General features: G+C 31.9%; 22 protein-coding genes. 2 read left to right on the forward strand and 20 right to left on the reverse strand.

The features are described 5' to 3' along the window. Positions 1 to 19 precede the first annotated feature (19 nt). From FEZ18_RS06270 to FEZ18_RS06355, 18 genes are all read right to left on the reverse strand, one after another. A complete protein-coding gene (locus FEZ18_RS06270) occupies positions 20 to 1300 on the reverse strand; it encodes an O-antigen ligase family protein (RefSeq protein ID WP_153267528.1) in 1281 nt (426 codons plus the stop codon). Beyond that, the gene (locus FEZ18_RS06275; RefSeq protein ID WP_153267529.1) at positions 1293 to 2402 is read right to left on the reverse strand and encodes a DUF1972 domain-containing protein; all 1110 of its coding nucleotides are present in this window, start codon (positions 2400 to 2402) and stop codon (positions 1293 to 1295) included. The genes FEZ18_RS06270 and FEZ18_RS06275 overlap by 8 nt, the downstream gene beginning before the upstream one ends. Next, entirely contained in the window at positions 2377 to 3570 is a 1194-nt protein-coding gene (locus FEZ18_RS06280; protein ID WP_153267530.1) for a hypothetical protein, read from the reverse strand. Before FEZ18_RS06280 ends, FEZ18_RS06275 begins: the two co-directional genes overlap by 26 nt. After that, positions 3557 to 4429, reverse strand: a complete 873-nt coding sequence (locus tag FEZ18_RS06285) for a glycosyltransferase family 2 protein (protein WP_153267531.1) — start codon at positions 4427 to 4429, stop codon at positions 3557 to 3559. Before FEZ18_RS06285 ends, FEZ18_RS06280 begins: the two co-directional genes overlap by 14 nt. Further along, positions 4422 to 5438 carry a polysialyltransferase family glycosyltransferase gene (locus FEZ18_RS06290; protein ID WP_153267532.1) on the reverse strand — a complete coding sequence of 339 codons (1017 nt, stop codon included), beginning with the start codon at positions 5436 to 5438 and terminating at the stop codon, positions 4422 to 4424. Before FEZ18_RS06290 ends, FEZ18_RS06285 begins: the two co-directional genes overlap by 8 nt. A gap of 2 nt (positions 5439 to 5440) precedes the next feature. Continuing rightward, entirely contained in the window at positions 5441 to 6025 is a 585-nt protein-coding gene (locus tag FEZ18_RS06295; protein ID WP_153267533.1) for an oligosaccharide flippase family protein, read from the reverse strand. 895 nt (positions 6026 to 6920) lie between these two features. Beyond that, positions 6921 to 7472: a hypothetical protein gene (locus FEZ18_RS06300; protein WP_153267534.1), complete on the reverse strand. Its 552-nt coding sequence runs from the start codon at positions 7470 to 7472 to the stop codon at positions 6921 to 6923. Between the two features lie 223 nt (positions 7473 to 7695). Further along, a complete protein-coding gene (locus tag FEZ18_RS06305; RefSeq protein ID WP_153267535.1) occupies positions 7696 to 8328 on the reverse strand; it encodes an HAD family hydrolase in 633 nt (210 codons plus the stop codon). Continuing rightward, positions 8325 to 8996 (reverse strand): cytidylyltransferase domain-containing protein, encoded by a 672-nt coding sequence (locus FEZ18_RS06310; RefSeq protein ID WP_194269522.1) that lies wholly within the window; start codon positions 8994 to 8996, stop codon positions 8325 to 8327. Before FEZ18_RS06310 ends, FEZ18_RS06305 begins: the two co-directional genes overlap by 4 nt. 8 nt (positions 8997 to 9004) lie before the next feature. After that, complete coding sequence (locus FEZ18_RS06315; RefSeq protein ID WP_153267537.1) at positions 9005 to 10555, reverse strand: hypothetical protein; 1551 nt, start codon at positions 10553 to 10555, stop codon at positions 9005 to 9007. Between the two features lie 110 nt (positions 10556 to 10665). Next, the gene (rfbD, locus tag FEZ18_RS06320; RefSeq protein WP_153267538.1) at positions 10666 to 11517 is read right to left on the reverse strand and encodes a dTDP-4-dehydrorhamnose reductase; all 852 of its coding nucleotides are present in this window, start codon (positions 11515 to 11517) and stop codon (positions 10666 to 10668) included. Next, complete coding sequence (rfbC, locus tag FEZ18_RS06325) at positions 11514 to 12059, reverse strand: dTDP-4-dehydrorhamnose 3,5-epimerase (protein ID WP_153267539.1); 546 nt, start codon at positions 12057 to 12059, stop codon at positions 11514 to 11516. Before rfbC ends, rfbD begins: the two co-directional genes overlap by 4 nt. Then, the gene (gene rfbA, locus FEZ18_RS06330; RefSeq protein ID WP_153267540.1) at positions 12060 to 12926 is read right to left on the reverse strand and encodes a glucose-1-phosphate thymidylyltransferase RfbA; all 867 of its coding nucleotides are present in this window, start codon (positions 12924 to 12926) and stop codon (positions 12060 to 12062) included. A 91-nt stretch (positions 12927 to 13017) separates the two neighbouring features. Then, positions 13018 to 14070 (reverse strand): dTDP-glucose 4,6-dehydratase, encoded by a 1053-nt coding sequence (rfbB, locus tag FEZ18_RS06335; protein ID WP_153267541.1) that lies wholly within the window; start codon positions 14068 to 14070, stop codon positions 13018 to 13020. 15 nt (positions 14071 to 14085) lie between these two features. Next, positions 14086 to 15162: a hypothetical protein gene (locus FEZ18_RS06340; RefSeq protein ID WP_153267542.1), complete on the reverse strand. Its 1077-nt coding sequence runs from the start codon at positions 15160 to 15162 to the stop codon at positions 14086 to 14088. Between the two features lie 16 nt (positions 15163 to 15178). Beyond that, a complete protein-coding gene (locus FEZ18_RS06345; RefSeq protein ID WP_153269065.1) occupies positions 15179 to 16858 on the reverse strand; it encodes a DUF6909 family protein in 1680 nt (559 codons plus the stop codon). A 2369-nt stretch (positions 16859 to 19227) separates the two neighbouring features. Continuing rightward, positions 19228 to 20718: a GH3 auxin-responsive promoter family protein gene (locus FEZ18_RS06350; RefSeq protein WP_153267543.1), complete on the reverse strand. Its 1491-nt coding sequence runs from the start codon at positions 20716 to 20718 to the stop codon at positions 19228 to 19230. Further along, a complete protein-coding gene (locus FEZ18_RS06355; RefSeq protein WP_153267544.1) occupies positions 20719 to 21588 on the reverse strand; it encodes a M23 family metallopeptidase in 870 nt (289 codons plus the stop codon). 117 nt (positions 21589 to 21705) lie between these two features. On the opposite strand from FEZ18_RS06355, the gene FEZ18_RS06360 reads away from it, so the two are divergent. Next, the gene (locus FEZ18_RS06360; RefSeq protein ID WP_153267545.1) at positions 21706 to 21897 is read left to right on the forward strand and encodes a twin-arginine translocase TatA/TatE family subunit; all 192 of its coding nucleotides are present in this window, start codon (positions 21706 to 21708) and stop codon (positions 21895 to 21897) included. Positions 21898 to 22271: 374 nt separating this feature from the next. Here the strand turns inward: FEZ18_RS06360 and FEZ18_RS06365 are convergent, their stop codons facing one another. Further along, entirely contained in the window at positions 22272 to 23249 is a 978-nt protein-coding gene (locus FEZ18_RS06365; protein ID WP_153267546.1) for a DUF4837 family protein, read from the reverse strand. A 26-nt stretch (positions 23250 to 23275) separates the two neighbouring features. Continuing rightward, the gene (locus tag FEZ18_RS06370) at positions 23276 to 24826 is read right to left on the reverse strand and encodes a LysM peptidoglycan-binding domain-containing protein (protein WP_153267547.1); all 1551 of its coding nucleotides are present in this window, start codon (positions 24824 to 24826) and stop codon (positions 23276 to 23278) included. 518 nt (positions 24827 to 25344) lie between these two features. Here FEZ18_RS06370 and rnpA point away from each other — a divergent pair. Then, the gene (gene rnpA, locus FEZ18_RS06375; RefSeq protein ID WP_153267548.1) at positions 25345 to 25719 is read left to right on the forward strand and encodes a ribonuclease P protein component; all 375 of its coding nucleotides are present in this window, start codon (positions 25345 to 25347) and stop codon (positions 25717 to 25719) included. The last annotated feature ends 13 nt before the right edge of the window (positions 25720 to 25732 follow it).

Here is a 25732-nt window from a genome sequence, read left to right on the forward strand (position 1 = left end):
TGAAATTATAATTTTAAGCTTAAAAGTTGTTTTCTAAATTATTTTCTTTTTTAAATACAAATATTGAAAACATAATCAAAAAGAATGAAAAAGAAATAATTCCCCATTGCCTATTTAGCATTGACTCCGTAACAAAACCAATCGAAAACACATTAGTTATTAATATCATATATATATTATTAATTGCATACTTGTAAGAATAATAAAAAATTAAAAGCAATATAAATAAGCCTACAACACCAACATATAGAAGAGTATCTAAATATTGATTATGTGCATTAAATTTATTGTAGAATCCTAAATAAAACTTATCCTTTTTAAACTGTTCTAATAATTTATTTTTACCGTCACCAACACCATAGCCAAACATTGGACTATTACTAATACATTTCGTAGCACTAATCCATTTATTTAATCGTATTGAAGTGCCTCCAAATTGGTCCTTATAAAAATTCTCTTTGATTATAATGGATTCCTTTAGCCTAGTCCTTGTTACAGGATTTATGATACTTACGATTAATATTAAAGAAACTAAAGATGTTAAAAGTAGAATTTTTTTGTACGACCTGAGCTTCAAAAAAAAAATAATGAATATAAAATAATTTATAGCAAAGATTAATATTTGCCACCTTGAAGCTGTAAGTAAAACTAGAAGGCCCAGGATTAGTAGAAAAAAATAATAAAATTTTATCTTCTTAATCTTTTTAAGATAAAATATAAAAATCAACCCTAAATTAGTAAACAAACCTAGATAAATGGGCTGTATGTTTAAGGGTGATGTGAATTTATCATAAACAAAATACCAGTAATTTATATAATGATACTTTCCATTTTCTATCTCTCCTCCTCTTAACTTGTCAAATATATACCCCAAGGTATAACCTTCATGTATATTCTTGTAAATTGCAACAAAAATAAGGTAAAAAAAAATTAAACATAGATAGTATATATATGCTTTTACTATAAATTCTAAATTGATTTCTTCTTTGGAAATAAACAGTGGAATTACTGGTATTAATAAAAAAGATATAGAGCGTCCAATAACACCAATTCCATTTGCCACATCCTGAGAATAAAACAATGACAATAGTAATACGAAAAAATATAAAACAAAAAAGAAAGAAACTTTATTAAAATTATTCTTGTTAATATTTTGTTTATGAATAAAGTGCCGGATAATAACAAAACTAAAAAGAACTCCCAATAAAATAGGATTTAATATTGGAGGAGGTATAACAAATGTTATTAATATTAAAGTTAAAAGAATATTTACAATACCAATATTTTTTATTTTAACCATTATTTCCTTTTAATTTTGAAAACAAATAATTCTCATATTGAGAATTTATTAAGTTCCAATTGAAGTTTAACTTTATTTCTTTAATATTATTATTTTTAAAAGCTTCTTTATTTTTTTCAAAAAAAGAATTATCATCTATTATATTACTGATATTTTTAGGCTCTTTAAAATATAATGCATTTAATTTCAAAATGCTTTTATTGAAAATATTATCATTTGCTACTATCAATGCTCCTGATGCCATTGCTTCAAGTAAGGATGGGTTGGTACCACCTACAGAATGCCCATGAAAATAAAACTTTGAATAATATCTTAAATTATTTAAATGATTCATATTGTAGACTCCCCCCACAAACTTAATGTTTTCTTGATTTTGATATTTATTTTTCAGATGAGAACCGAATTTACTTGTATCATGCTTACCTATAACCAGAATAATTTCTTTTTGTTTAGCCAAACTAACTCCATCCAAAATGGTTTCAATATTGTTTTCTGGCTCTAACCTAGCAATTAACATATTATACTTATACGGTTCAACATTATACTGTTCAACAACTGACTTATCTGGCATGTTAAAAACATCAGCTCCATATGCAATATACTTTGATTCTTTATTATATACTTTTTTTATATAATTTTGGATACCTATAGAATCAGACACAAGATAATCACTATTCTTTACAGCTAGGCTTTCCGCTATCTTTAAAAATTTTCTAACTGGTTTTTTATACTTAGATCTTTTCCATTCCAAGCCATCCATATTAGTTATTATTATTGAATTCTTTGGTAGTAATTTACTCCATATCGAACTACTAGTATAACCTAATTGAAGTATAATATCAAAATGTTCTTTCCTACAATGGCGGATACAATTTAAATCATAAATAAACTGACCTGCCGTTCCAATTTTATCCTCAGGGTCATTTTTATGAATAATTTTCACACCATTCCACTCTTTTAATTGATAAGGATGTGTGTGCGAATTAAAAACACTTATATCATGACCTTTATTAGCCATATAGAGTGAAAAATATTCAGCAAATTGTTCAAACCCACCATGGTTGTTTGGTATTCCTCTAGTTCCTAAGATTGCTAGCTTCATTTTTTTCATATATCATTGAGTAAAATAAGTATAATAAAAGAATTGTAAAATAATAATAAAAACCATTAAAAAATGCAGATAACCAAAAACTAGAAAATGTTAGAGATATAAAAACACTATTTTTTATAATATCTTTATGTTTCCTATAAATTTTTACAAACAAACTTAGGTAGAATATTAATGGTAAAATACCGTATGAATAAAAAATGCTTAAAAAATCGTTATGAAACCAAATAGCATAAGAGACGTTTTTTATATTAGCCTCTACTGAAGTGTTAAAACCCCTACCAAAAATAAAATCAATTAAGCTAAATGTTTTTATTTCGGTCCACCAAGAAGACCATATTATAACTCTAGATAACCTTTCATAATTAGAGATTACAGTTTTAACAATTGTTAGATACTGGTATATGATAGTATCACTAAATAAAAATAAAATCTCATCAATGTAAACAATTAATAATACTGCTAAAGATACTAGAACTAACAAATACTTCAAATATTTAGCTTTAAAAAAATACAAGAACAAGCCTAATAACATTACTACAACAGGTGTTCTAGAGCCTGTTAAAAATATTATAACTATTAGTGGGAGTATTATTATAAAATAAGTGAGTTTATTTGCCCCAAAAGACCTAAATCTGTCAATTAAGTATAATACAATAAATGTAAAAAAATATGATGCTATATGAGCTTTTCTAAAAAATCCTTGTCTATACGATCTATTATACTCAATATCATCCGTTTTAACTCCCAAAGTATTACCCCAAAGATTCTGATCAAAGCCAACAAACGTTGCCAAAAATAAAATAATTGAAGTAATTATGAAAAAAGTAATTATTTTTTTATTAGGTTTAAAATAATTTATATCTGAAAACAGATAAAATGAACCAAAAAAAGACATTATAAATAAATAATCAGATAATGATTCTTTATAAAAACCACTCCTAATTGTGTTAAATATAAAGGATGAAGAAAAAGCTAAAACTATGATTAAAAAAGACTGATATTTCTTTAAAGAAAAAAACCCAGGTATAATTAATAGAAAAAAAAATAACATTAGAGATAACACAAATAGTGGAATATCATAAAAATAATTAAGTACACTATCTAATGCGAAAACTAAAATATAAAGCAAAAAGATTATTGATCTTTTATCTAAAATCATTTAAAAATTTTTTAATTACCTTGTCTGGTCTAAAAAGACCTGAAATACCTAAAAATAATACTCTTTTAAAATTATTTTTTTCAAAGTAATATTTTCTATAATATTTCAAACTTAAATAGTTTATAACAACTAAAAAAAAACTAGTTTTAGTTTTAAATATCTTATCTCTTAAAGCGTATGTTTTCTTTATCGTACTAAACGGCAAAGCATTAGAAACACTATTTTGATGAATTCTGACAAAGGTGAGCTTATCTGGAAAACTTTGCGCTTTTACACCATCTTTAATCATTCTAGAAAAAATATCATAGTCTTCAGCTGGAACATTACTTTGACAGTATAAATACTTTTTAAAAAATAAACTTTTACCCATAACTGTTCCGTGCAGTAACCCATGTTCACCTTTAATATATCTTTTATATATTGATTCATATTTTTGTGGAAAATTTGAAGACCCAACTACGCTTTCAAGTTTTTCATTAAAATAAGTTACATTACTCCCAGTAATATCAATATCACTATTTTTCTCTAAAAAAGTGTATTGTTTTGCTATTCTTGTTTTTTCCAGTATGTCATCTGGATCAACTCTTAAAATATACTTACCCGTAGTTTCTTTAATTCCAACATTAAGGGCATTTGCAAAACCTACATTACTTTTTAATGCTATAACTTTTAGATATGGTAAATTATACCTTGAGAGTATCTTTAATGATTCATCGGTTGAACCATCATCAATGATTATTAATTCTTTTGGTAATGCACTTGAGTTTATAACACTAGATATAAATTCATCTAAATATTTCCCATTATTATAATTAGCGCATACTATGGATACGTCACAAATTTCCTTTTTACTACACATAACTCATATATTCTTTTTTTTGCTCCATATCCATTATATGATTAATATAAGTGTCTATTTCAGGTATACCTGAGGTTAATTTAATACCCGATAAAACATGATGATCAAATCTTTTAGCATAGTACAAAAGTGATGTGTGCATACCAATAACTGTTAAGTTTTTTGACTTTAAAAACTCAAACTCTAAAATACAGCTGTCCTTAAGACAAGTTATACTATCAAAACCAAAATTATTAATGACAAAACTTAAAGTCTTCTTTCTAATTAATTCATTCTGCTCAGGATGAAATTTAATAAATAATTGATTATCATATGTTTTTAAAAGCTTTAATGTTTCTTTTATTATCATCAAATACTCTTCTTCACTAATCTTTGTTCGTTCTTTAAATGAGTCTAAAACAAAAACAACATTACCATTTTCAATAGTATTGTTATAATTAGTAACAATTTGACTATTTATTTTTAACACTTTCTTTTCTTCAATAAAAGGGAAACAGTCTTTATTTATACAAATTGCATACTTAAACTTATCTTTAGGATAAGGTTGATAGTGTTTGTTTTTTAATAAAAATCGTTTTGAAATCAGTTTAGATAAAAATTGACTACACTTAATTTTTGTTGATTTATATAATTCTTTGTCTAATTTATATGCTGTAATTCCTTCTTCAACTAAAACTAAGCTCTCACACAAATCATGTGTTCCTATAATTTGAAACAACGAATGATTGAATTGAGGAAGATAAGCGCAAAACGGTTTATTATCTGTTAATAATTTAATGCCATTATCTAAATGCTCAATTTTTTCTTTTAACTTAAAAACCTTATTTAACCTAGATTCCGTTTCAAGATAATTATAAAATTCTGTCATGTCATATGAATCCTCATTGCTTTTTAATTTATAACCTCTAGAAGTAATATACCTAATCTTATTCTTAGATAAATTATATTCTAAAATAAATAGCTGAGCTATTACGAATGTAATATGACTATGGATATAAAAAACATGCATATTTAAATATTTATTAAAATCTTTTTGATGTTGAGTATCTTAAACTTGATGTTTAATAGAATTAAGGTGACCAAATAATAGATTACGGAAAATATTACTACAAACCACTTTAATTCAAAATACTTATTTAAAATATAAAACGGTGTGTAAACAATTATTGATACTAAAACAATTATCAAGTAGTTTGTTATAGGAAAAAAGTTTATGATATTTAAATTTAGTCTTCTTTTTATAAAAAAAAAAGAGACAGAAATAGTACTTAAACTTGATATAACAGTAGCCCAAGAAGCCCCTTTAACCCCATAAATAGGTATTAATATAATATTTAAACCTAACCCAATAACTGCACTCAATAATATTACAAAATTTGATTTCTTCTCAAGACCAATACTTCCCATAAAAACTGAAAAAGCCATAACACTTAGAGAGTATCTTAATATGTATATTTTAAACACCTCTCCGGAAACTTGAAAATCATCTCCATATAAAAACTTAATTAAAGGAACTGCTTCAAAAAAACTATAAACTAAAATAGGGATTAAAAAAAAGGAGCTTTTAAGAATTGCTTTTTTTACCTCTATAGCCAATTCCCTTATTTTATCGTTAAAATATAACTCAGTAAAAACAGGAATTAAGCTAATAAATAAAGAGCTAGTAATTATGTTAACGAAAGGGAGGTTAATAGCTCCATTTTGGTAGTAAACAAAATCTGTTGGGTTTAAAATTATTGCTATTAAATACTTATCAATGTATAAACTAAACGCACCTAGTATTACACCTATAGAAATAGTTGATATATAAATAAATTCCTCTTTATTAAATGCCTTTAAACTAAAATTTAATTCTTTCCTATTTATTATAAAAGTATTAATTATTAATCTAAAAAGTTCAATACAAAAAAGTTGAACAAGAACTATTTCTACTTTAAAATTGTTTAATAAATAATCATAGAAAACAAGCTAATAAAGCTATAAAAGTAAAAGTATATAGTAATAGATATTTATTTAGTTTATTTTTTAAGTAATGATAATTAGGGAAAATTGTATTAACCAACTTAATAAAATAATAGAGTAGAATGATATATATATAGTTTATGAATGCTTCATTTTGAAAGCTTACCCCAATAACTGATTTGAATAAAAATATTAGAGAACAAAGAAATAAAGCAACTAAAATCATGATAAAAGAAAACTTCCCAAACAAAGATTGTTTTTGTTTCAAATCATCATATTTACCATGAAAAAAATTTAACGAAAGCGGTAAACCCGATACAAGCGTTACCAAAATTGAAGATACAAACACTATTTGCAGCAATTCACCTAATTCATTTTTATCAACAATAAAACGGGATAAAAAAACAGAAATTAATAGAACTTCGAAAGTTCTCATCATGTTTGAGATAGAAAAAAGAATTTTATTGTTTATACGCATTATTTAATACTGAGTTTGAGATGCATGTAATTTAAATAATAACCAAAAAACTTAATCTAACATAGAGAAAACAATATCTTCTATATTTATAGAGACAAAATTCGGATCATAACTTCCATTAATCGGTTGTGTAGTAATTAGTTTATCTTTTTCATTGTAAATAATATACTTATTTGGTTTAAATAATTGCTCGAATTTACCATCATTAAAATAAAACTCTTTATTGTTGTATGTAATCTTAAGATTATTTAGAGTTATGGGTTCTTGTGAGTAATTAACTCCAAAATCTAATCGTAAACCATTAGGTATTATTCCTTCTGGAATCGAAAAAACAAGCTTTTGGCTGTTTTCAGATCCTTTAACAATAACTTCTAAAACTCTTTTTGAAGAATATTCTTTACTATTAAAATCTTTATAAAACAAGTGAAATTTATCATCTTTCTTTACAACTGCATCTAGTATAACTTCAAAATATTGATTCCCTTCAATTTCATTGTTAACTACTATAGTGTCGTCTTCTGTTTCTAATATTTGTGTTTTTTTCTTTTCAGATTTACAGGCAAAAAAAGCAACAAAACCGATAAGTAAAACAAGTTGTTTCATAAATTTATATTTTATTTAATGCAAAAATACAATAGTTAAGTGTTATTCCGTCTTTAATTTTTATTTATATGATTTAGCTGAAAATAGTTGTTGTAAACTTTAAAAAATGTTTGTTTAATATCATTTTTTTATAATTCCTATAAAAGCATATCTTAATTATTTTATGGTAGCTTTAAAAAGAAAAACAAAAAACCATTAATAAGTATATATTACATGTAAAAGATTATAAGCTCTTAATTGTTTGAAAGCATTCTATATAGCCTTGATTTAATTTTGTTAACGCCATATTATTATACCCATAAAAAACTATATTATTTACATATGCTGCCTCATAGTCGTTTATGGAATCTCCTATTAAGCAAGTACTGTTTTTATCATAGGCATGTTGTTCTAATAAGGTTTTAACCAATTGGTTTTTTGTCGTAGGCGACCCATGGATAGAAATAAAATATTTATCGATACCTAGTTCTTTACATAAAAACCTAAGTTCTTCTTGATCTGAACCTGATACAATATGAAAACTATACTTTTGATAATTCTCTTTAATAAAAGTTACAGCATCGGTTATTAAATTATCAGGGCTTGTTAATTCTTTTTTCATTAAAACAGAAAATGCTTCAGCATATTGTAGAACCCTTTCTTCTGTAATGGTTTTCCCTAAAATATTTTCATAGAAATACCTAATTTTTACATATCTTGAAAGTCCTCCGTTAGCTGCATGATAGTCTAAAAGTTTAGAAACTTGTTCTTCTTTAAAATCTTTAAAAATCTCTTTAAACCCCCAATCTCTTACAGCCATAGAGTCAAGAATTACACCATCGAAATCCCACAGTATTGTTTTTGTTTCTTGCTTCATTTTTGTTTTATTTGTTTGTATATCATTTCTGCTAATTGAAAATCTTCTGGCCAATCAACATCTACAGACTCATAACCTTCAGTTACATATAAATAAGGTTTAACACCTATTCTGTCTTGATATTTTAAATAATTTTCTCTTGAATTAATAAAAAAGCCACTATTTATCTCAAAAAGTTCCGGTAATGTTTGGGTGCGAGGCCATTTTTCAATGGTTCTGTCATAATTAATTGGTTTTTCTTTATCCCACAAAAAGGTTTGTATTTTGTTAACAGTCATTAAACTATCAAAACCATCATTATTAAAATACTGTTCCATTGCCTTTTCAAATGTAGAAATGGATATAAATGGAGACGTGACATGTGTCCATAAAATATGGTCATCTTTTATAACTCTAGGTATATAATTAATAACCTCGTCTGTACTTGTCTCTGATGTTGCCAAGTGTTCAGGACGCACATCAATTACAATCTTATCGTTATTAAATGATTTAGCAACGTTAATTACCTCTTGGTCATTAGTAGATACCATTATGGTATTAATACCTGAGACTTGTAAAAGCGTATTTAGCTTTACTTTTAGCAAGCCTCCTTTTACCCCTGCAAAATCTTTTGTATTTTTTTTGGGTATACGTTGACTCCCCAATCTACATGGAAGAAATATTGTCATTTTAAAAATTATAAAAAACTATAAATAGATGAAACCTCTATATTTTTATATTTTGTTGGCGTAAAACTCATTACAGAAACTCCAGAAATATTAACAGCATCGTCAATTACCTCTTGATTTTCATGAGCAATAACAAACTGATTTTGATTAATGTTTACATCATAACCATCAAAACCAACTAAATAAATATCTTTAGCTCCTAAGTCTATAGCCGCTTGTATAGCTAAAGCCATTGGTGAATCTGAGGTAGCACTTGTAAATGTAATGGCCTCTAATTCTTTCGCTAATTTTTCAATAGCATTAGGTATTGTGGTGCCCATTGGCCTTGGGAATGGTGGGTAGATACAAACTTGGTCTATTTTCGAGAAATCGCCTATTTGTTTTAATAACTTATCACTTTCAAAACCTACTAAACCGTAGTATTGATCACATTTTATATCTAAATATTCTAAGACATTACGTGTTCCTGCATGAACTAAACACGCATCAGATTTTTCGTTTTCGAAAAACTTTTGGATACCAATTTTATGTGATCTTGCAGATGGACCTCCTCCAAGGATTATTGCTTTTTTATATTTCTCGGATTTTTTTAATACTGGTAATTTCAAATTATCCTTAACATCTTCTTTCTGGTTGTTAAGTGCATTTAAAATACTTCCTAGCGGGTAGCGATTCATCCCTATCCATTCCATTACTTGTTTTTGTGGTAATGACTTTGCTCCTGAAAACATATATGGTAAACTTGTACCCCAATGATAAAACTTACGAAGCTCTTCAAAGTCACTAACTACCTTACTTAGTGCTCCGTATTTGACAGGTAAATTATTCGTATTTTCTAAATAGGTAAGTAATAATTCTGTTTTTAAATTCCCTGCGCCTCTTCCCATACCAGTCACTGTAGCATCAACAATATCACACCCAGCATCTATAGCTGTTATTGTGTTAATTAATGCCATTTGTAAATTATCATGGCCGTGAAATCCTATAGATACATTTATCTTAGATTTAATTAAAGCTACTGTTTCTTTAACATCTTCTGGCATAACCCCTCCATAGGAATCTACCATATAAAAATAGTCAATAACACCATCAACCCCTGTAAGATAATTTAAGAATGAAGAATCTTCTTTCCACTTAGACATGTACATAACATTAAAAGCCACTTTAAATCCAGCTAGTTTTACAGCTCTTGCCAACTCAATGGCTCTCTTCATATTTTGAGGATCAATAGCTATACGAACCATTGCAACATAACCTTTACAAGGAGCTAATAATCCTTCCTCTATATGGGATGCACGTATGTCCTTTTCATTTAAAATGATAGTTAAATGCTTTGATGGCATTAAAGTCTTGAGTCTTTTTAATACATATTCTGGACAGTAAAAATATTGACCTAAATAGCCTTTCATGGGTATACTTCTATATCCAACTTCTACATAATCAATAGGTAGTGACTCCATCGCTTCTGCATAGCTTTCTATAAGTGAGTCATCAAAATCCCAGTTAGTATAGTATCCTCCGTCTCGTAATGTGCAATCTAAAAGGTTAATCTTATTCAATGGTAAATTCTTTTAAAAGGTTAATACTAATATCACCCAATTTAATTCTAAATATGGGAAAAATACTAAAGCTTCAATAGTTATATAATACAATATGTATAATACTATCTTTATAATCGTAAGGTTTTATTTAAACTCTCAAACCAATGAGGAATTTCTAAAATTAGATTGTTTTTAATTTTAGATTTATCTAAAACACTAAAAACAGGTCGCTTAGCAGGTGTTGGATAGGCTTCTGTTTTAATTGCATTCACTTTAACAGCATTATTATGAATGTCAAAAATTGCTACTGCAAAATCATACCAATTCGCAACCCCTTCATTGCTGTAATGAAATAATCCGAAATTCTTATTATCAGAATTAATTATCTGTAATATAACTTCTGCTAAATCACCTGCATAAGTCGGTGTCCCTATTTGATCAGAAACCACCGAAATTTCATCTCTAGTTTCGGCCAACCGCAACATGGTTTTCATAAAATTGTTACCATACTCAGAATATAACCAGGATGTACGAATAATAAAGCACTCTTTTAACAAATTTTGAACTTCAATTTCTCCTTGTAATTTAGAAGCTCCATAAACACTAATAGGGTTGGGTTCATCGGTTTCAAGATAGGGTGTGCTTTTCTTTCCATCAAACACAAAATCGGTTGAGATATGTATTAAAACAGTGCCATGTTCTTTACAGGCAATAGCCAAATTTTTTGGACCTTCTGCATTTACTTTAAAAGCTAATTCCTCTTCTTCTTCAGCCTTATCCACTGCTGTATAAGCCGCGCAATTAACACAATAATGTATTGGTTCTTGCTCCTTAAAAAACTGGTTCACAGACTGCTCATCACAGATATCTAATTCTTTATGATCGGTAAAAACAAAACTTAAATGACTATTTTTTTTTTGTATATCTTTTATACAATGCCCTAATTGTCCGTTAGCACCTGTTACCAAAACCTTTATCATAGTATAGCGTTTTCAAATTTGGGTAGTACTAAATCTTTTTCTGAGACAATAAAATCTTCCTCATTTAACTGCCAATCTATATCTAGATACTTATCATTAAAAATGATACCTGCTTCTGCTTCCTTATTATAAAAATTATCGCATTTATATGAAAAAAGAGCTGTATCACTTAAAACAACAAAACCGTGTGCAAAGCCTCTTGGTACAAACAATTGCTTTTTATTTTGTTCTGATAATTCTACCGCTACATGTTGTCCAAATGTTTGAGATTCTTTTCTAAGATCTACGGCTACGTCTAAAACCCTACCATTTAAAACACGAACTAATTTAGCTTGAGCGTGCGCTCCTGTTTGATAATGCAACCCTCTTAAAACACCCTTTGATGAAAAAGACTCATTATCTTGAACAAAATTAACATTAGCCCCTAACAATTTATTAAACACTTTTTGATTATAGCTTTCAAAAAAATATCCACGTTCATCAGCATAAACAGTTGGTTCTAATATATAACAATCTTGTAGTTTTGTTTCTTTTACAATCATTTAGTCTTGATTTATTAGGCTTAGTAAATGTTTTCCATAACCACTTTTAAGCAATGGTTTAGCAAGATTCCTTAGCTCTTCTTTTGATATAAAACCACTTCTGTAAGCGGCCTCTTCAATAGCCCCAATTTTCAATCCTTGCCGCTCTTCAATAACTTCAACAAATTGGGATGCCTGCATCAAAGAATTAAAAGTTCCTGTATCTAACCAAGCTGTTCCTTTATCTAAAATACTAACTCTTAATCTACCTCGTTTTAAATATTCTTTATTAACATCGGTTATCTCTAATTCACCTCTATGACTTGGTTTTATATTTTTCGCTATTTTAACCACTTCATTATCATAAAAATAAATACCTGGAACGGCATAGTTTGATTTTGGTTTTTCTGGTTTTTCTTCAATAGAAAGTACATTTCCATCTTTATCAAAATTAACAACTCCATAACGTTCCGGATCATTGACATGATAAGCATAAACAATACCCCCTTGAGGGTCATTATTAGCCTTTAACAACTCAGCCAAACCAGTTCCATAAAATATATTATCACCTAAAATTAAGGCTACTTTATCGTCTCCAATAAAATCTTCACCAATAATGAAAGCCTCTGCTAAACCATTTGGAGCATCTTGTACAGCATATTCAAACCTACAACCCAAATGATTACCATCTCCTAATAATTGTTTAAAAAGTGGTAAATGCTCTGGCGTAGATATAATAAGTATCTCACTAATACCAGCATGCATTAAAGTGGATAGCGGATAATATATCATGGGTTTATCATAAATAGGCATCAGCTGCTTACTTAAAACTTTTGTCAATGGATGGAGTCTAGTCCCAGAGCCACCTGCTAAAATAATACCTTTCATGTGTTTTTTTTTATTGTTTTTCTATCGGTCACAAGCGACATCCATTTCATCATTTCCTTGAGTATTAATTTAGTTATGGATGTTTGATAAGCTATTTATACTGCTTTTTATAATAATCTTGATAGGCCCCAGTGGTGACATTATTAAGCCAGTCCTTATTATTTAAGTACCAATCGATGGTCTTGTCTAAACCTTCTTCGAAAGTTACCGTAGGCGTCCATCCCAGCTCTTTTTTTATTTTTGAGGCATCGATAGCATATCTTAAATCGTGTCCCGGACGGTCTTTAACGTAGGTGATTAATTGTGCCGATGTGCCTTCTTTATTACCTAATTTATCGTCCATTTGTTTACAAAGCAAGCTAACTAAATCGATGTTTTTCCATTCGTTAAAACCACCAATATTATAGGTTTCTCCTAAAACACCTTTATGAAAAACCACATCTATGGCTTTGGCATGATCTTCTACAAACAACCAATCTCGAGTATAATTACCATCGCCATAAACGGGTAACTCTTTTTTATTTAAAATATTATTTATAAACAAGGGGATTAGTTTTTCTGGAAATTGATAAGCCCCATAATTATTAGAACAGTTTGAAATAATATACGGCAAGCCATAGGTTTCGCCGTAGGCTCTAACAAAATGATCGGCACTCGCTTTCGATGCAGAGTAGGGTGAATTGGGATCGTAAGCTGTGGTTTCGGTAAATAAGCCCGTTTCTCCTAAAGTTCCGTAAACTTCGTCTGTACTAATGTGGTAAAATAATTTATTTTCAAAATTAGAATGATAACAAGCCTTAAAAGCATTAAGCAATACCATGGTCCCTATAACATTGGTTTTTACAAAGGCTAGGGGATCTTCTATAGAGCGATCGACATGCGACTCGGCCGCGAGATGAATTACCTTATCAAATTTATGGGTTTGGAAGAGTTCGTTTATAAAGTCCTCGTTGGTAATATCGCCTTTTATAAAGGTATAATTGGGTTGGTCTTGAACATCGATAAGGTTCTCCAAATTACCCGCATAAGTCAAGGCATCCAAATTATAAATATGATACTCTGGATAGGTATTAACAAATAACCTCACTACATGAGAACCGATAAATCCAGCCCCACCCGTTATTAAAACATTTTGTTTATTCATTATATTTTTAATTTACTACACTTTATCCTTATAACGGTCTAAAAACTTAATAAACTCTATGCCTAACAACACGATAAAGCTAAGTGTTAACAGTGCTAATGCATAAAATATTTTTGCGCTCACAAGATAACCGAAAAAGTTTTTTCTATCATCTACAGAGCCGCTATCTTGTGCACTAGAAGTTATTTCGATAATTTGTGCTTTATCGGCGATTTCACGCTCAATTTCTACCAATTGCTCGCGTAGTTCTAAGTCTTTGTTATACAATTCAAAATCTTTAGTCGAACTAAATTTTTCTTCATTATCGATAACCGTTATTTTGCCTTGAAAATTATTATCGAATTCGGCCGATTTTAAGATGGCTTTTTGGTAAACCGATAATAAAGTATCGGACTTTACTAGAGATTTAGAAATGGCTAAAGCTTGGTTTTGCAGCGCCTGCAAGTCTTTTTCTTGCTCTCGCTTTAAATAAGGGTTGGTATTTATGTTCTCAATAATTTTACTAAAAAGCGCATTAAAACTGTTTCGTTGCTTGGCTTTAATGGCTATTTGCTGGTATTTGTGATTGTACGTTTTATACTGCCTAGAAAAGGTTTCAAAATCTATATTTTTAACCAAAGCCGTATCGATTGTTTTAAGATAGGCATCGTACTCTACCAATTTCTCGTTTTCGCTGGTTACAGATTTCATTTCGAAATCGATAATTGCGGCAAGTTCCTCTTGATTGATACCCAAAACAGCTTCTAGAGTATTTAAATCTTTTTGCTTTACCAAGTCGTTGTAGTAATTAATCGCACTGTTTAAATTCTCACCTGTATCGTAATTTTGTTTTACTGTGATATACGATTTATAAACAGGATCGGAGGTTTGATCTAATACAACCCCTAAAATAATTCCAATAACAGCAGCAATTGCAAGTTTTACGAGGTGCTTTTTAATGAAAAAAACCAGCCATACAAAAGCTAGAAATATACTTTTAAATATACTCCCTATAAACTTAAAAAAACGATTAAATCCGTTTCCTATAAGTTTAAATAGTTGTCCTAAATCGACCTCGTCAGACTGGGTTGGTTGTGGCAAATCTTTACTCATAATTATTAGTATGCTGTTAGTTAAAAAGTTGTTCTAATATTTTTCTAGTAATTAAATAGGTGGGTTTTACACCCGAGGTGCCCAAACCGCCAGAGGCTAAGGTGCTACCCGTTTCTAATGGGTTATCGCTGGCATAATAAGCATAACGCACTTTTACATTGGGACTAATACTGTTTCTAACTTTTGAAGCCGCTTGAATGGCTTTTTGATAATGCGCCCCTTCCATTTCTAAACCAATAACCTGCCAAGTGGAATTGTGAAAGAATTTTAAAATGTCTTTGTTTTGCAACGAAGTACCCAGAACGGTTACCATAGACCCTTCGTAAACGTTGACATTTTCACCTTTAAAATCTTCCTTTTTTAATTCGTTTGTAAACGGATAATTATCTGCTGTCCCTTCAAAAATATGGGCTTTTGGTATCATAATATCGCCTTTTCCGCCCTCTAAAATACCAGCCTTACCCATTATTGATACGGATTCTACATTTAAGTGGATCTTTTCGCCGTTTACTTTATAGGGTTTTAAAAGCTCGTCGATGGTCTCGTAAGCCTGCTCGCCAAAGGCATAATCCATAACAAATACAACCGGTTTTTTCGATTTTAGAAGTGCATCGTCTGCTTTTATATCGAGTGTTGAAGTTTCCATTTTTGCTGTATCAAAAATTTGCACATCGATATTAGTGCCCGAGGTGTCTTTAATATAAATCATCCCATTGAGCAAGGCTTCTTTGGTGACTTTGTTTCGGAGTGCTTCATTCTCTTTTTGGCTTAATGCTTCGTAAACTTCAAAAATACTTTTTTTAGACTTTAAAGCCTTTGGTGCAAAAAGCGTATTCATTACGCTATGCATATTAGCACTAATAATATGTATGGGACGTTTTAATAAATCCTTTTTATACAGGGTGTTTTTAATGGTATTCGCCCAAACTTCACCGTGCAAATGATGCCCTAAACGCTCTCTTAGCACCGGACTAAAGGTTATAGTGCGTTTGTCTTTACCTATTTGCTCTTCTATAGCCAATTTGCCTAACCAATATAAAATGTGTAGTAAACGCTCTGGCTGCTTAGTGGTCGAAAATTTAGAATATACCTCTGTTAACTCTTTAAAGGTACGCCCCGTAATATTTGCTAAATGCGTAATCGCAATTTCGCGCTCTTGTTGTGTAAATTTTTTGGTTGATAAGACTGCTTTCTCTAATTTTTTCCAATCTCGATTTGTAGCCCCACACTCGTCAATAAGTACTCGATTACTAATTTTATGCGATTCGATAAAAAGAAAGGTGAGGTGGGTTAAAATATCGTAAATTTCAGAGCGGCCTCTGGTGATTTCAATATTCATTTGATCGCTGTCTATACGATAGCAATTGCGGCGTCTTTTTGGAGGAATTATTGGTTGAAAGTGAGAATCGGCATAGCCTTCATCACTTGTTAGATTAATAAATGTGCACTCTTCAATACCAATAGGTAGCCTGTCTATAACATACAATAGGCCGTATAATTCTATTTTTTCTTCAGCTATAGAACCGTATATTTCTGGACGCAACACCAAAAGAGACTCCCTTAAAGTCTCGCCCGATACACCCATAGGCTTGTAAAACCCACGGTTAAATAAATGGCGCATGGTAATGTACATACGCTCTATAGCGTTAGAGCTTTCTTGAGCTCTTGTTCTTGCATGGTGCTTATTTATACCCATATATTTGTAAATTATTGCAAATATAGTATTATTTGCCATAGTTATACCTTGAAATTATGAAGGCTATTGTTTTTAGCTTAGGTAAGAAATATTTATTATTCTGTGTATTAAGGTTTAATTTTCTGTTTGTCCGTTTTTCGCAATACGACGAAAGAATCTACGTTCATCTGCGAAATCAGCGAGAAAACAAATATTAGATACGGGAGAATTATCCCGCAGATTCCACAGATTTACGCGGATTAAAAATAAATATTTATTTTCGTGTCGGCACAAAGATGTCATCATAAGTTACTAATTTACAGGTTTATGACATATAGCGGACAATCCATTATTTTTTAAAAGATTCTTCAGGCGTGCGACCTTCTGAATGACAATGGTGGTGTTTTTGGGAGGTTTTTTAATAATGAAAACCGTGGAATCTTATGATTGTTCTCGTGGTTTTAATGGAAAGATTGCTTCGTCGTACCTCCTCGCAATGACGGATTTTTGCGGTGTTATGTCATTCAAAGCAGCCTGTCATTCAGAGCAGCCTGTCATTCAGAGCATAGCGAAGAATCTCACGGTTTTTCTTGTCCTTTCAATCAAAAGATTGCTTCGTCGTACCTCCTCGCAATGACGGATTTTTGCGGTGTTATGTCATTCAAAGCAGCCTGGCATTCAGAGCACAGCGAAGAATCTCATGATTTTTACTTGTCGTTTTCATTGAAGAGATTGCTTCGTCGTACCTCCTCGCAATGACGGATTTTTGCGGTGTTATGTCATTCAAAGCAGCCTGTCATTCAGAGCATTCAGAATATATTCGGAGTCGAAGAATCTCACGGTTTCACTTGCCCTTTTAATCAAAAGATTGCTTCGTCATGTTTCCTCGCAATGACGGGTTATTGATGTGTAGTTGTTTATAACGAATCCTGTCAATTAGAGCATTCCGAATATATTCGGAGTCGAAGAATCTCTTTCTCTATAAAATTAGCATAACCCATTATAAAAGATTCTTCAGTCGTTCCTCCTTCTGAATGACAGACGTGGATTATTCAAAGCAGCCTGTCATTCAGAGCGCAGCGAAGAATCTCATGATTTTTACTTGTCGTTTTCATTGAAGAGATTGCTTTGTCATGCTTCCTCGCAATGACGGGTTTTTAAGGTGTGCTGTTATTCGAAGGAGTTTGTTATACAGAGCGTAGCCTGTCATTCAGAGCACAGCGAAGAATCTTACGATTTTACTTGTCGTTTTCATTGAAGAGATTGCTTCGTCGTACCTCCTCGCAATGACGGGTTATTGATGTGTGTAGTTGTTTATAACGAATCCTGTCAATCAGAGCAGCCTGTCAATCAGAGCACAGCGAAGAATCTCATGATTTTTACTTGTCGTTTTCATTGAAGAGATTGCTTCGTCGTACCTCCTCGCAATGACGGGTTATTGATGTGTATAGTTGTTTATAACGAATCCTGTCAATCAGAGCAAAGTGAAGAATCTCTTTCTCTATAAGCTTAGCATAACCCATTATAAAAGATTCTTCAGTCGTGCCTCCTTCTGAATGACAAGCGTGGATTATTCAGGGCAGCCTGTCATTCAGAGCGCAGCGAAGAATCTTACGATTTTACTTGCCCTTTTATTTGAAAGATTGCTTCGTCATGCTTCCTCGCAATGACGGGTTTTTACGGTATTATGTCATTCAAAGCAGCCTGTCATTCAGAGCGCAGCGAAGAATCTCATGATTTTACTTGCTGTTTTCATTGAAGAGATTGCTTCGTCGTACCTCCTCGCAATGACGGGTTATTGATGTGTGTTGTTATTAATAGCATCGTTTCAATCAAAACGCAGCCTGTCTTTTAAAGCGAGTCTGTCATTCAGAGCATTCCGAATATATTCGGAGTCGAAGAATCTCTTTCTCTATAAAATTAGCATAACCCATTATAAAGATTCTTTAGTCGTGCCTCCTTCTGAATGACAGACGTCGATTATTCAAAGTGAATCCTGTCATTCAGAGCACAGCGAAGAATCTCATGATTTTTACTTGTCGTTTTCATTGAAGAGATGGCGCCGTCATGATTCCTCGCAATGACGGATTTTTGCGGTGTTATGTCATTCAAAGCAGCCTGTCATTCAGAGCATAGCGAAGAATCTCATGATTTTTACTTGTCGTTTTCATTGAAGAGATTGCTTCGTCATGCTTCCTCGCAATGACGGATTTTTGCGGTGTTATGTCATTCAAAGCAGCCTGTCATTCAGAGCGCAGCGAAGAATCTCATGATTTTTACTTGTCGTTTTCATTGAAGAGATTGCTTCGTCATGCTTCCTCGCAATGACGGGTTTTTAAATGTGCTGTCATGCTGAGCGCAGCCAGTTATGCAGAGCGTCGCGCAGCGTGTTAGGCTAATTTTAAACAATCGACAATCTTTCTGTCGTTGGATAAACGGGGAATTTTATTTTGTCCGCCCAATTTTCCAACAGACTTCATATACTCTTGAAAACCATCCTTTTTAACTTTAGTAATTTTTAGGGGCTGTAATACCTTACCCGCTATTAAATCGAAATAATAACTGTTTTGTTGTTGTAAGGCTTGGTCTATTTTTTGCGCCAAAGCGGAGAGGTCTTCTGGTGCATTCTCGAATTCTATAAACCATTCGTGATAGGGTAAGCCATCAGCAGGGGTTATTTGTGGCGCCACTGTAAATTCTGAAACCCGTATGCTAGTATGATGTGTGGCCTCTTGCATAGCTTGTTCGACCTCTTTGCCTATGACATGTTCGCCAAAGGCCGAAATAAAATGTTTAATTCTACCTGAAACGATTACACGGTAAGGTTTTGTGGAAGTAAATTGAACGGTATCGCCAATATTATAGGCCCAAAGTCCGGCATTGGTTGAGATAATCATTACATAATTCACCCCAATTTCGACATCGGCTATGGTAATACGTTTTGGGTTTTCGCTAAAAAATTCGTCTGCTTTTATAAACTCGTAAAAAATACCCGAATCTAATTGGAGTAACATCCCTTTTTCGTTCTGCTTATCTTGATAGGCAAAAAATCCTTCGCTAGCAGGATACAACTCGATACTATCGACTTTTCTACCAATAAGATTCTCGAATTTAGCACGGTAAGGCTCATAATTAACGCCTCCAAATATAAAGAGGTTGAAATTTTTAAAAATATCGCCCACCTGTTTCCCCGTTTTCTGCTGAAGTTTTTCAAAATACATTTGAACCCAAGACGGAATTCCCGAAATAACCGTCATATCTTCTGCTAAGGTTTCTTCAACTATGGCATCGACTTTGGTTTCCCAATCTTCGATACAGTTGGTTTCTAGTGAAGGTAATCTGTTTTTTTGAAGATATTTAGGGACATAATGTGCTACAATTCCAGAGAGACGCCCCAATTGAATGCCGTTTTTTTCTTCTAAAACAGGACTGCCTTGTAAAAAAATCATTTTACCATCTACAAATTTGGCATTACCCGTGTCGTGAATATATAGTAAAATGGCATTTCTGGCCGCTTCAATATGTGTTGGCATACTGTCTTTAGTAATAGGGATGTATTTGGAACCCGAAGTCGTACCAGAGGTTTTAGCAAAATACAGCGGTTTCCCTTTCCAAAGAATATCTTCATTACCCGCAACAACTTGGTCGACATAAGGTTTTAGCGCTTCGTAATCTCTTACAGGTACTCGTTTTACAAAATCGGCATGACTTTTTATATTTTTAAAGTCGTGGTCTTTACCAAACTGGGTTTGGCTCGCCTGATGTATTAAGCTACTAAAAACTTTATTTTGAGTTTCGATGGGATTATTTGCCCATTTTTGAACGCGTTTATAAATATATTTTGCAAAAGGTTTTGCTAAAACTGATTTTATTGATGTCATTTAATTAAAATCTATAAAGTTTGAAGGGTCTATGGAATAGCCATCGTTCCAGAGTTCGAAATGTAAATGTGGGCCTGTAGAAAATTCGCCAGAATCGCCTGCCGTAGCAACAACTTCGCCTGCTTTTACCAAATCGCCTTGGGTTTTAACTAAGGAACTGTTATGCTTGTACACCGAAATTAAACCATAACTGTGTTCTATAATAATAACATGACCTGTAGTTGGCGACCATTCTGCAAAAATTACAATACCATCGGCAGTGGCTTTAACTGGAGCATCTTGTACTACAGCAATGTCTACCGCATAATGCTTTTTTTCAAGGCTATAAGGTTCACTAATTGTGCCGTTTACAGGTGGAAACAACACAAAATTAGCGCCTGCTGTTGCCGATTCAAATAAATTATATTTATCTTCTTTAGACACTTTTTCGCGTAACAAGGAGTCTTCTAAGCTAGGATTGAAATCGACTTCGCTGGCCTCAACCTTAATGGATTCGATGATAGAATCTTTATTAAATTCTACCGCACTAACATCGCCTTGTAAAACCTTTTTAATGGAAGAAAAATACAATTCGTTCATAGAAATGACCCGTTGCAAAGAGTCGGTTTTATAATTAAGTGCCATCGCTCTCTTTTTTAATGCTGTAGAGGAATACCCAGGAATGTATTCCCGCAGTGGCGTGTAGGCAATTAAACCATAAGTACCCGTAAATAAAACAATTAAAAACAATGTTGCCGTTACAAAAACATTGAGTCGTGTTAATTTAAAGGATAAACGCTCTTCGAAAGTATTCTCGGTTAAAATGACCAACCGATACTTATCGAGCAGCTTGCGCTTAATTTTTTTATGTGGTTTATTATCGTGTTTCATTATAAAACAAAAGTATATAAAATTATTACAAGTGGCGATTGCCCTAATGCTAAAGTTATGCTTAAAACGATTATATTACAGTTTAATTATTAACTTTGCTTTACAAAATTATAAATTATGATTCTAGCAAATATATTTTTAGCCATTGGTCCTTGGCAAATCGCACTCATTGTAGTGATTGTTTTATTGTTATTTGGAGGTAAAAAAATACCTGAATTAATGCGCGGACTTGGAAGTGGCATTAAAGAGTTTAAAGATGCTAGTAAAGAAGAGGAGGAGGACAATAAAAAAGAATCTAAAAAAGACTAGTTGTCTTTGGTTTAAATTTTAATGAGGTTAGTCTGTTTAGATTGTGCTTTTTCAATCGAAAAACAGCTTAAACATAAAGTAAAAACTACTTACTTTATACACTCATTGAGATTTTAAATAGAATAGACGAGCTTAATAAAACAACACTTTTTTGTAATGTAATTTTATTTTGGTCTTGTGTATTAGGCTTGGTATGCTCCGGTTTTTTATCTGCCAAAGCTGCACCTCAGGCCACTTAATAAGGCTATGAAAACGGCGTGTTATTTTAAGCTAAGTTTAAAATCTACATGGTATTTTAAGTCGTAAAACTAAGCTTCATTTTTTTTAGCTTTAGACTTCACATACCCACATCGTCTGTGCTATTATCTTATAAACTAATTGATGTTTACAGATTTAATTATGGCCTCCAATTCGAACATGTGATTTCTTTTCTCGACAGATGGTGCAAAAGCAAAGCCTTCGAGAACCACCCAACGCTTATTAATTTTATCTTCGATAACATAATTAATATAAGGACCTCCCATAAAAGCGCCCTCAACTTGCCATAGTCCTCTGGTTTCGAATGCCATTTTATTGTCTATTATAGTTTCTATTTGAAAAGAGGTATAGGCATTTTCGGTGATCATAAAAGACCCATCAACGGGACCCGAAATATATTGTTTTCCTATTGAATCTCGAATTTTTATGACTTGATTTATAACATCGTCATTTTTAGTTATAGCGCTTTGTGGCAACTCGTATATTAAAATATTTGTTGTGCCTGTAGAGATGTCTTTACGAAGCCAAAAAAAGTCGTCGGTTTGCTTGGCGATACGGTAAGCCGTTTGAAACTTGATACTTAACCCTAATGTTTCTTCTATGCTTTTAGTTCGATTTAAGGATTTACCAATGCGGCGCATCTGTTCTCTTAACTCTTCTTTTTTAAATTCTTCTAATATTTTTTCAGTATGTTCTTTTAATAAACCTATAATTTCGGTTTTGGTTTTACCCGCAACCACAATTACTTTTTGGGGTTTGGCATACACATTTTCAGAAACTTTAAACTCCGCTTGTTTGCCCGTTTCGATTTTTAAAATGGACCGGTTTCTGGTTACAAAATCTGAAAACACCTGGGTGGGTATTTGATTAATGCTAAACATAGGCTCGTCTACCGGAAAACCATATATTGGTGTGCTTAAAACCCCTCTAATAGCTTCGCCCACACTGCCTTTCCATAAGTCGTTGCTAGTTACCACCAAAATATTATTTACATTTCCAGAGGAATCGAAAAGTATTCTTTCGTTTGCCGATTTTTTATCGCCACAAGACAGTATCACTAGAGCGGTTAATGTTATTAGAATAAAATGACGCATAATTTAAATTTTAATTTATATGAAATTTAGCCTCTACCGATTTTAAGTTTCATACCTACTTTTAATTTATTACCACTAATACCGTTCCAATCTTTAATATCTTGGACAGAAACTCCCGAAAATTTTTGTGCAATACTCCAAAGCGAGTCACCTTGTTTTACAGTATATGTGGTAACCTTACCAGAAATAGGTTTTGGTTTTGTTGTTTTGCTTGTTGATGTTGAACCAGATACGTGTGGTTTGCGCGGGTAAATGGTTAAGCGTTGCCCAATTTTTAGGTTGTTGCTTCTTAAACCATTCCATTTTTTTATTTGGCTAACGCGCACGCCATATTTTCTAGCAATTTTACCCAAATAATCACCAGATTTTACACGGTAACGCAGGCTGGCATTGGCCGTGAAAAATTGAGGTAGGGGTTTTTCTCGCTTGGCCAATTCTGCTTTAGCCATGGCGTAAATTTTATCTTCATGAGTTACAAAATTACCAACCACATTACGGGGCAAGCGCAAAACGTAATCCTTTTTTTCGATATAAGGTATAATATCTAATTTATATGAAGGGTTTAAAAACTGAAGCGTTTCTATAGGGGTGCCCGTAACTTCGGCAACTTGGTCGAGGGTAATTAGATGTTTCACCTTAATGGTATCGGTTTCAAATAGGGCAAATTCTGGTTTTATTTTCTCGAAACCATGGGCTTCGGCGTATTCAAAAATATACATATTGGCCAAAAACGCTGGTAAATAGCCTGCAGTTTCCCGCGGTAAATTATGCCGAATATTCCAGTAGTTTTGGTAGCCGCCAGAACGTCTTATCGCTTTTGTAACGTTGCCAGGGCCCGAGTTGTAAGCTGCCAAGGCTAAATCCCAATCACCAAAAATTTTATACAATCGCGCTAAGTACTTAGCAGCCGCTTTAGTCGATTTTATAGGATCGCTGCGCTCGTCTACATAACTGCTCACATCCAACCCGTACTCTTTACCAGTACCAAACATAAACTGCCACAAACCAGTAGCGCCAACTCTAGATTTTGCTCTAGGTTTTAAAGCCGATTCTACAATGGCCAGATATTTTATTTCTAGAGGAATGTTGTGGTTGTCTAATTCACGCTCAAACATGGGAAAATAAAATGCACTTAAGGTCATTAATTTTTGTAAATGCTTTCTGCGATTTTTTAAATAAGATTTTATAACACTCTCTAAAGCTGGATTATACGCGACATTAAATGGGGTTCTGGCATCCAGTTCTTTTAAGCGTTTTTTAAGCGTATCGGTAGGTAATTCTGGATAATCTATAGGTTGGTAGCTAAGTTCTCTTACCGATTTATAGATGGTATCGTATAGGTTGTTATTGTATAATTCCTCAAGCCACTTTTCGTCTAACTTTTTTGCAAACTCTAAGTCTTCAAAGTTTTTATTAGAAGTGCTATCTACTTTCACAGCTATGGTTCTTGTTTTTAAATTATTCCCATCGATTATAGAATCTCTAATGGGATTTTGAGCTGAAATAGAATCTTGTGTTTGCGAAACACAAACACTAAAATTTAAAAATAAGCACACTGTAAAAATTCGAAAAGCCATAACGTTTATTCTGTTAATATTAATCTTATACCGAGCATAAAATACGCCAAAGTAAAGATGTAACGGTAACTGGGCGAAATTCGTATTTTTTAGGGGAAATATAAAATTTTTGTTCAAAATACTTTTCTGGCTATGTCATATATCATCTTAAAAAATAAAGTCATACCATTATATAGCAAAATATTTACTTTTTTTTTTTAGATTGCTATCAAGGTATTATAAATTGCCATCCTATTAAGGACATCGGTATTTTATTTTAAAAACCAATACTTGTTTTTAGCGTACTGCTATTGGCTTCTCGCCGATTATGGAGACCTGTCTGCCGGCAGGCAAGTAAGGCAGATTTTTTTTAATAATAAGGCCAAAACGCATACACACTTCTCTTTCGCGATAAGAAGTATGTGGTACTTATGTCTTAAAAAATTCATCTGAATATAAAATCCGCTTCGTCTAAAAACAAGCTCTAAACGCATAGCGAATACTAATTTTATTACCTTTGAATTTAAAACGACCAACTGTTGAAATTTAGCTACTCAAAAAAAGAAAAACTCAAAAGTAAAAAACTCATAAACCAATTGTTTGCCGAAGGGCAATCGGTTTCGGCATTTCCGCTGCGTTTAGTTTACCTACCAACACATTTTAACGATGCTATTATCGCTAAAACTGGAGTGTCTGTAAGTAAACGACATTTTAAAACAGCTGTAGATAGAAACCGTATAAAACGATTATTAAGAGAGGCTTACAGGTTAAATAAAAACGATTTTTTTAACAATTTGGATACACCATATGCTTTTATGATTTTGTACATTGGCAAAGAGAAACCTACGTACACTCAAGTAGAAACCAAAATGAAAGTCCTATTTAAAAAATTTTTAAACAACGTTTCAGAGTAATATAAATAGCTTT

It is taken from the genome of Oceanihabitans sp. IOP_32, from assembly GCF_009498295.1.
Lineage (GTDB): Bacteria > Bacteroidota > Bacteroidia > Flavobacteriales > Flavobacteriaceae > Wocania > Wocania indica.

Excerpts from the sequence above, each read along its gene's own strand:
- FEZ18_RS06310 (WP_194269522.1), bottom strand. The coding sequence starts at position 8,996 with ATGACAATATTTCTTCCATGTAGATTGGGGAGTCAACGTATACCCAAA.
- rfbB (WP_153267541.1), bottom strand. The coding sequence starts at position 14,070 with ATGAATAAACAAAATGTTTTAATAACGGGTGGGGCTGGATTTATCGGT.
- FEZ18_RS06305 (WP_153267535.1), bottom strand. The coding sequence starts at position 8,328 with ATGAAGCAAGAAACAAAAACAATACTGTGGGATTTCGATGGTGTAATT.
- FEZ18_RS06270 (WP_153267528.1), bottom strand. The coding sequence starts at position 1,300 with ATGGTTAAAATAAAAAATATTGGTATTGTAAATATTCTTTTAACTTTA.
- rfbD (WP_153267538.1), bottom strand. The coding sequence starts at position 11,517 with ATGATAAAGGTTTTGGTAACAGGTGCTAACGGACAATTAGGGCATTGT.
- FEZ18_RS06360 (WP_153267545.1), top strand. The coding sequence starts at position 21,706 with ATGATTCTAGCAAATATATTTTTAGCCATTGGTCCTTGGCAAATCGCA.
- FEZ18_RS06370 (WP_153267547.1), bottom strand. The coding sequence starts at position 24,826 with ATGGCTTTTCGAATTTTTACAGTGTGCTTATTTTTAAATTTTAGTGTT.
- rfbC (WP_153267539.1), bottom strand. The coding sequence starts at position 12,059 with ATGATTGTAAAAGAAACAAAACTACAAGATTGTTATATATTAGAACCA.
- FEZ18_RS06340 (WP_153267542.1), bottom strand. The coding sequence starts at position 15,162 with ATGAGTAAAGATTTGCCACAACCAACCCAGTCTGACGAGGTCGATTTA.
- FEZ18_RS06280 (WP_153267530.1), bottom strand. The coding sequence starts at position 3,570 with ATGATTTTAGATAAAAGATCAATAATCTTTTTGCTTTATATTTTAGTT.
- FEZ18_RS06365 (WP_153267546.1), bottom strand. The coding sequence starts at position 23,249 with ATGCGTCATTTTATTCTAATAACATTAACCGCTCTAGTGATACTGTCT.
- FEZ18_RS06275 (WP_153267529.1), bottom strand. The coding sequence starts at position 2,402 with ATGAAGCTAGCAATCTTAGGAACTAGAGGAATACCAAACAACCATGGT.
- FEZ18_RS06355 (WP_153267544.1), bottom strand. The coding sequence starts at position 21,588 with ATGAAACACGATAATAAACCACATAAAAAAATTAAGCGCAAGCTGCTC.
- FEZ18_RS06290 (WP_153267532.1), bottom strand. The coding sequence starts at position 5,438 with ATGCATGTTTTTTATATCCATAGTCATATTACATTCGTAATAGCTCAG.
- FEZ18_RS06345 (WP_153269065.1), bottom strand. The coding sequence starts at position 16,858 with ATGGGTATAAATAAGCACCATGCAAGAACAAGAGCTCAAGAAAGCTCT.
- FEZ18_RS06300 (WP_153267534.1), bottom strand. The coding sequence starts at position 7,472 with ATGAAACAACTTGTTTTACTTATCGGTTTTGTTGCTTTTTTTGCCTGT.
- FEZ18_RS06350 (WP_153267543.1), bottom strand. The coding sequence starts at position 20,718 with ATGACATCAATAAAATCAGTTTTAGCAAAACCTTTTGCAAAATATATT.
- rfbA (WP_153267540.1), bottom strand. The coding sequence starts at position 12,926 with ATGAAAGGTATTATTTTAGCAGGTGGCTCTGGGACTAGACTCCATCCA.
- FEZ18_RS06285 (WP_153267531.1), bottom strand. The coding sequence starts at position 4,429 with ATGTGTAGTAAAAAGGAAATTTGTGACGTATCCATAGTATGCGCTAAT.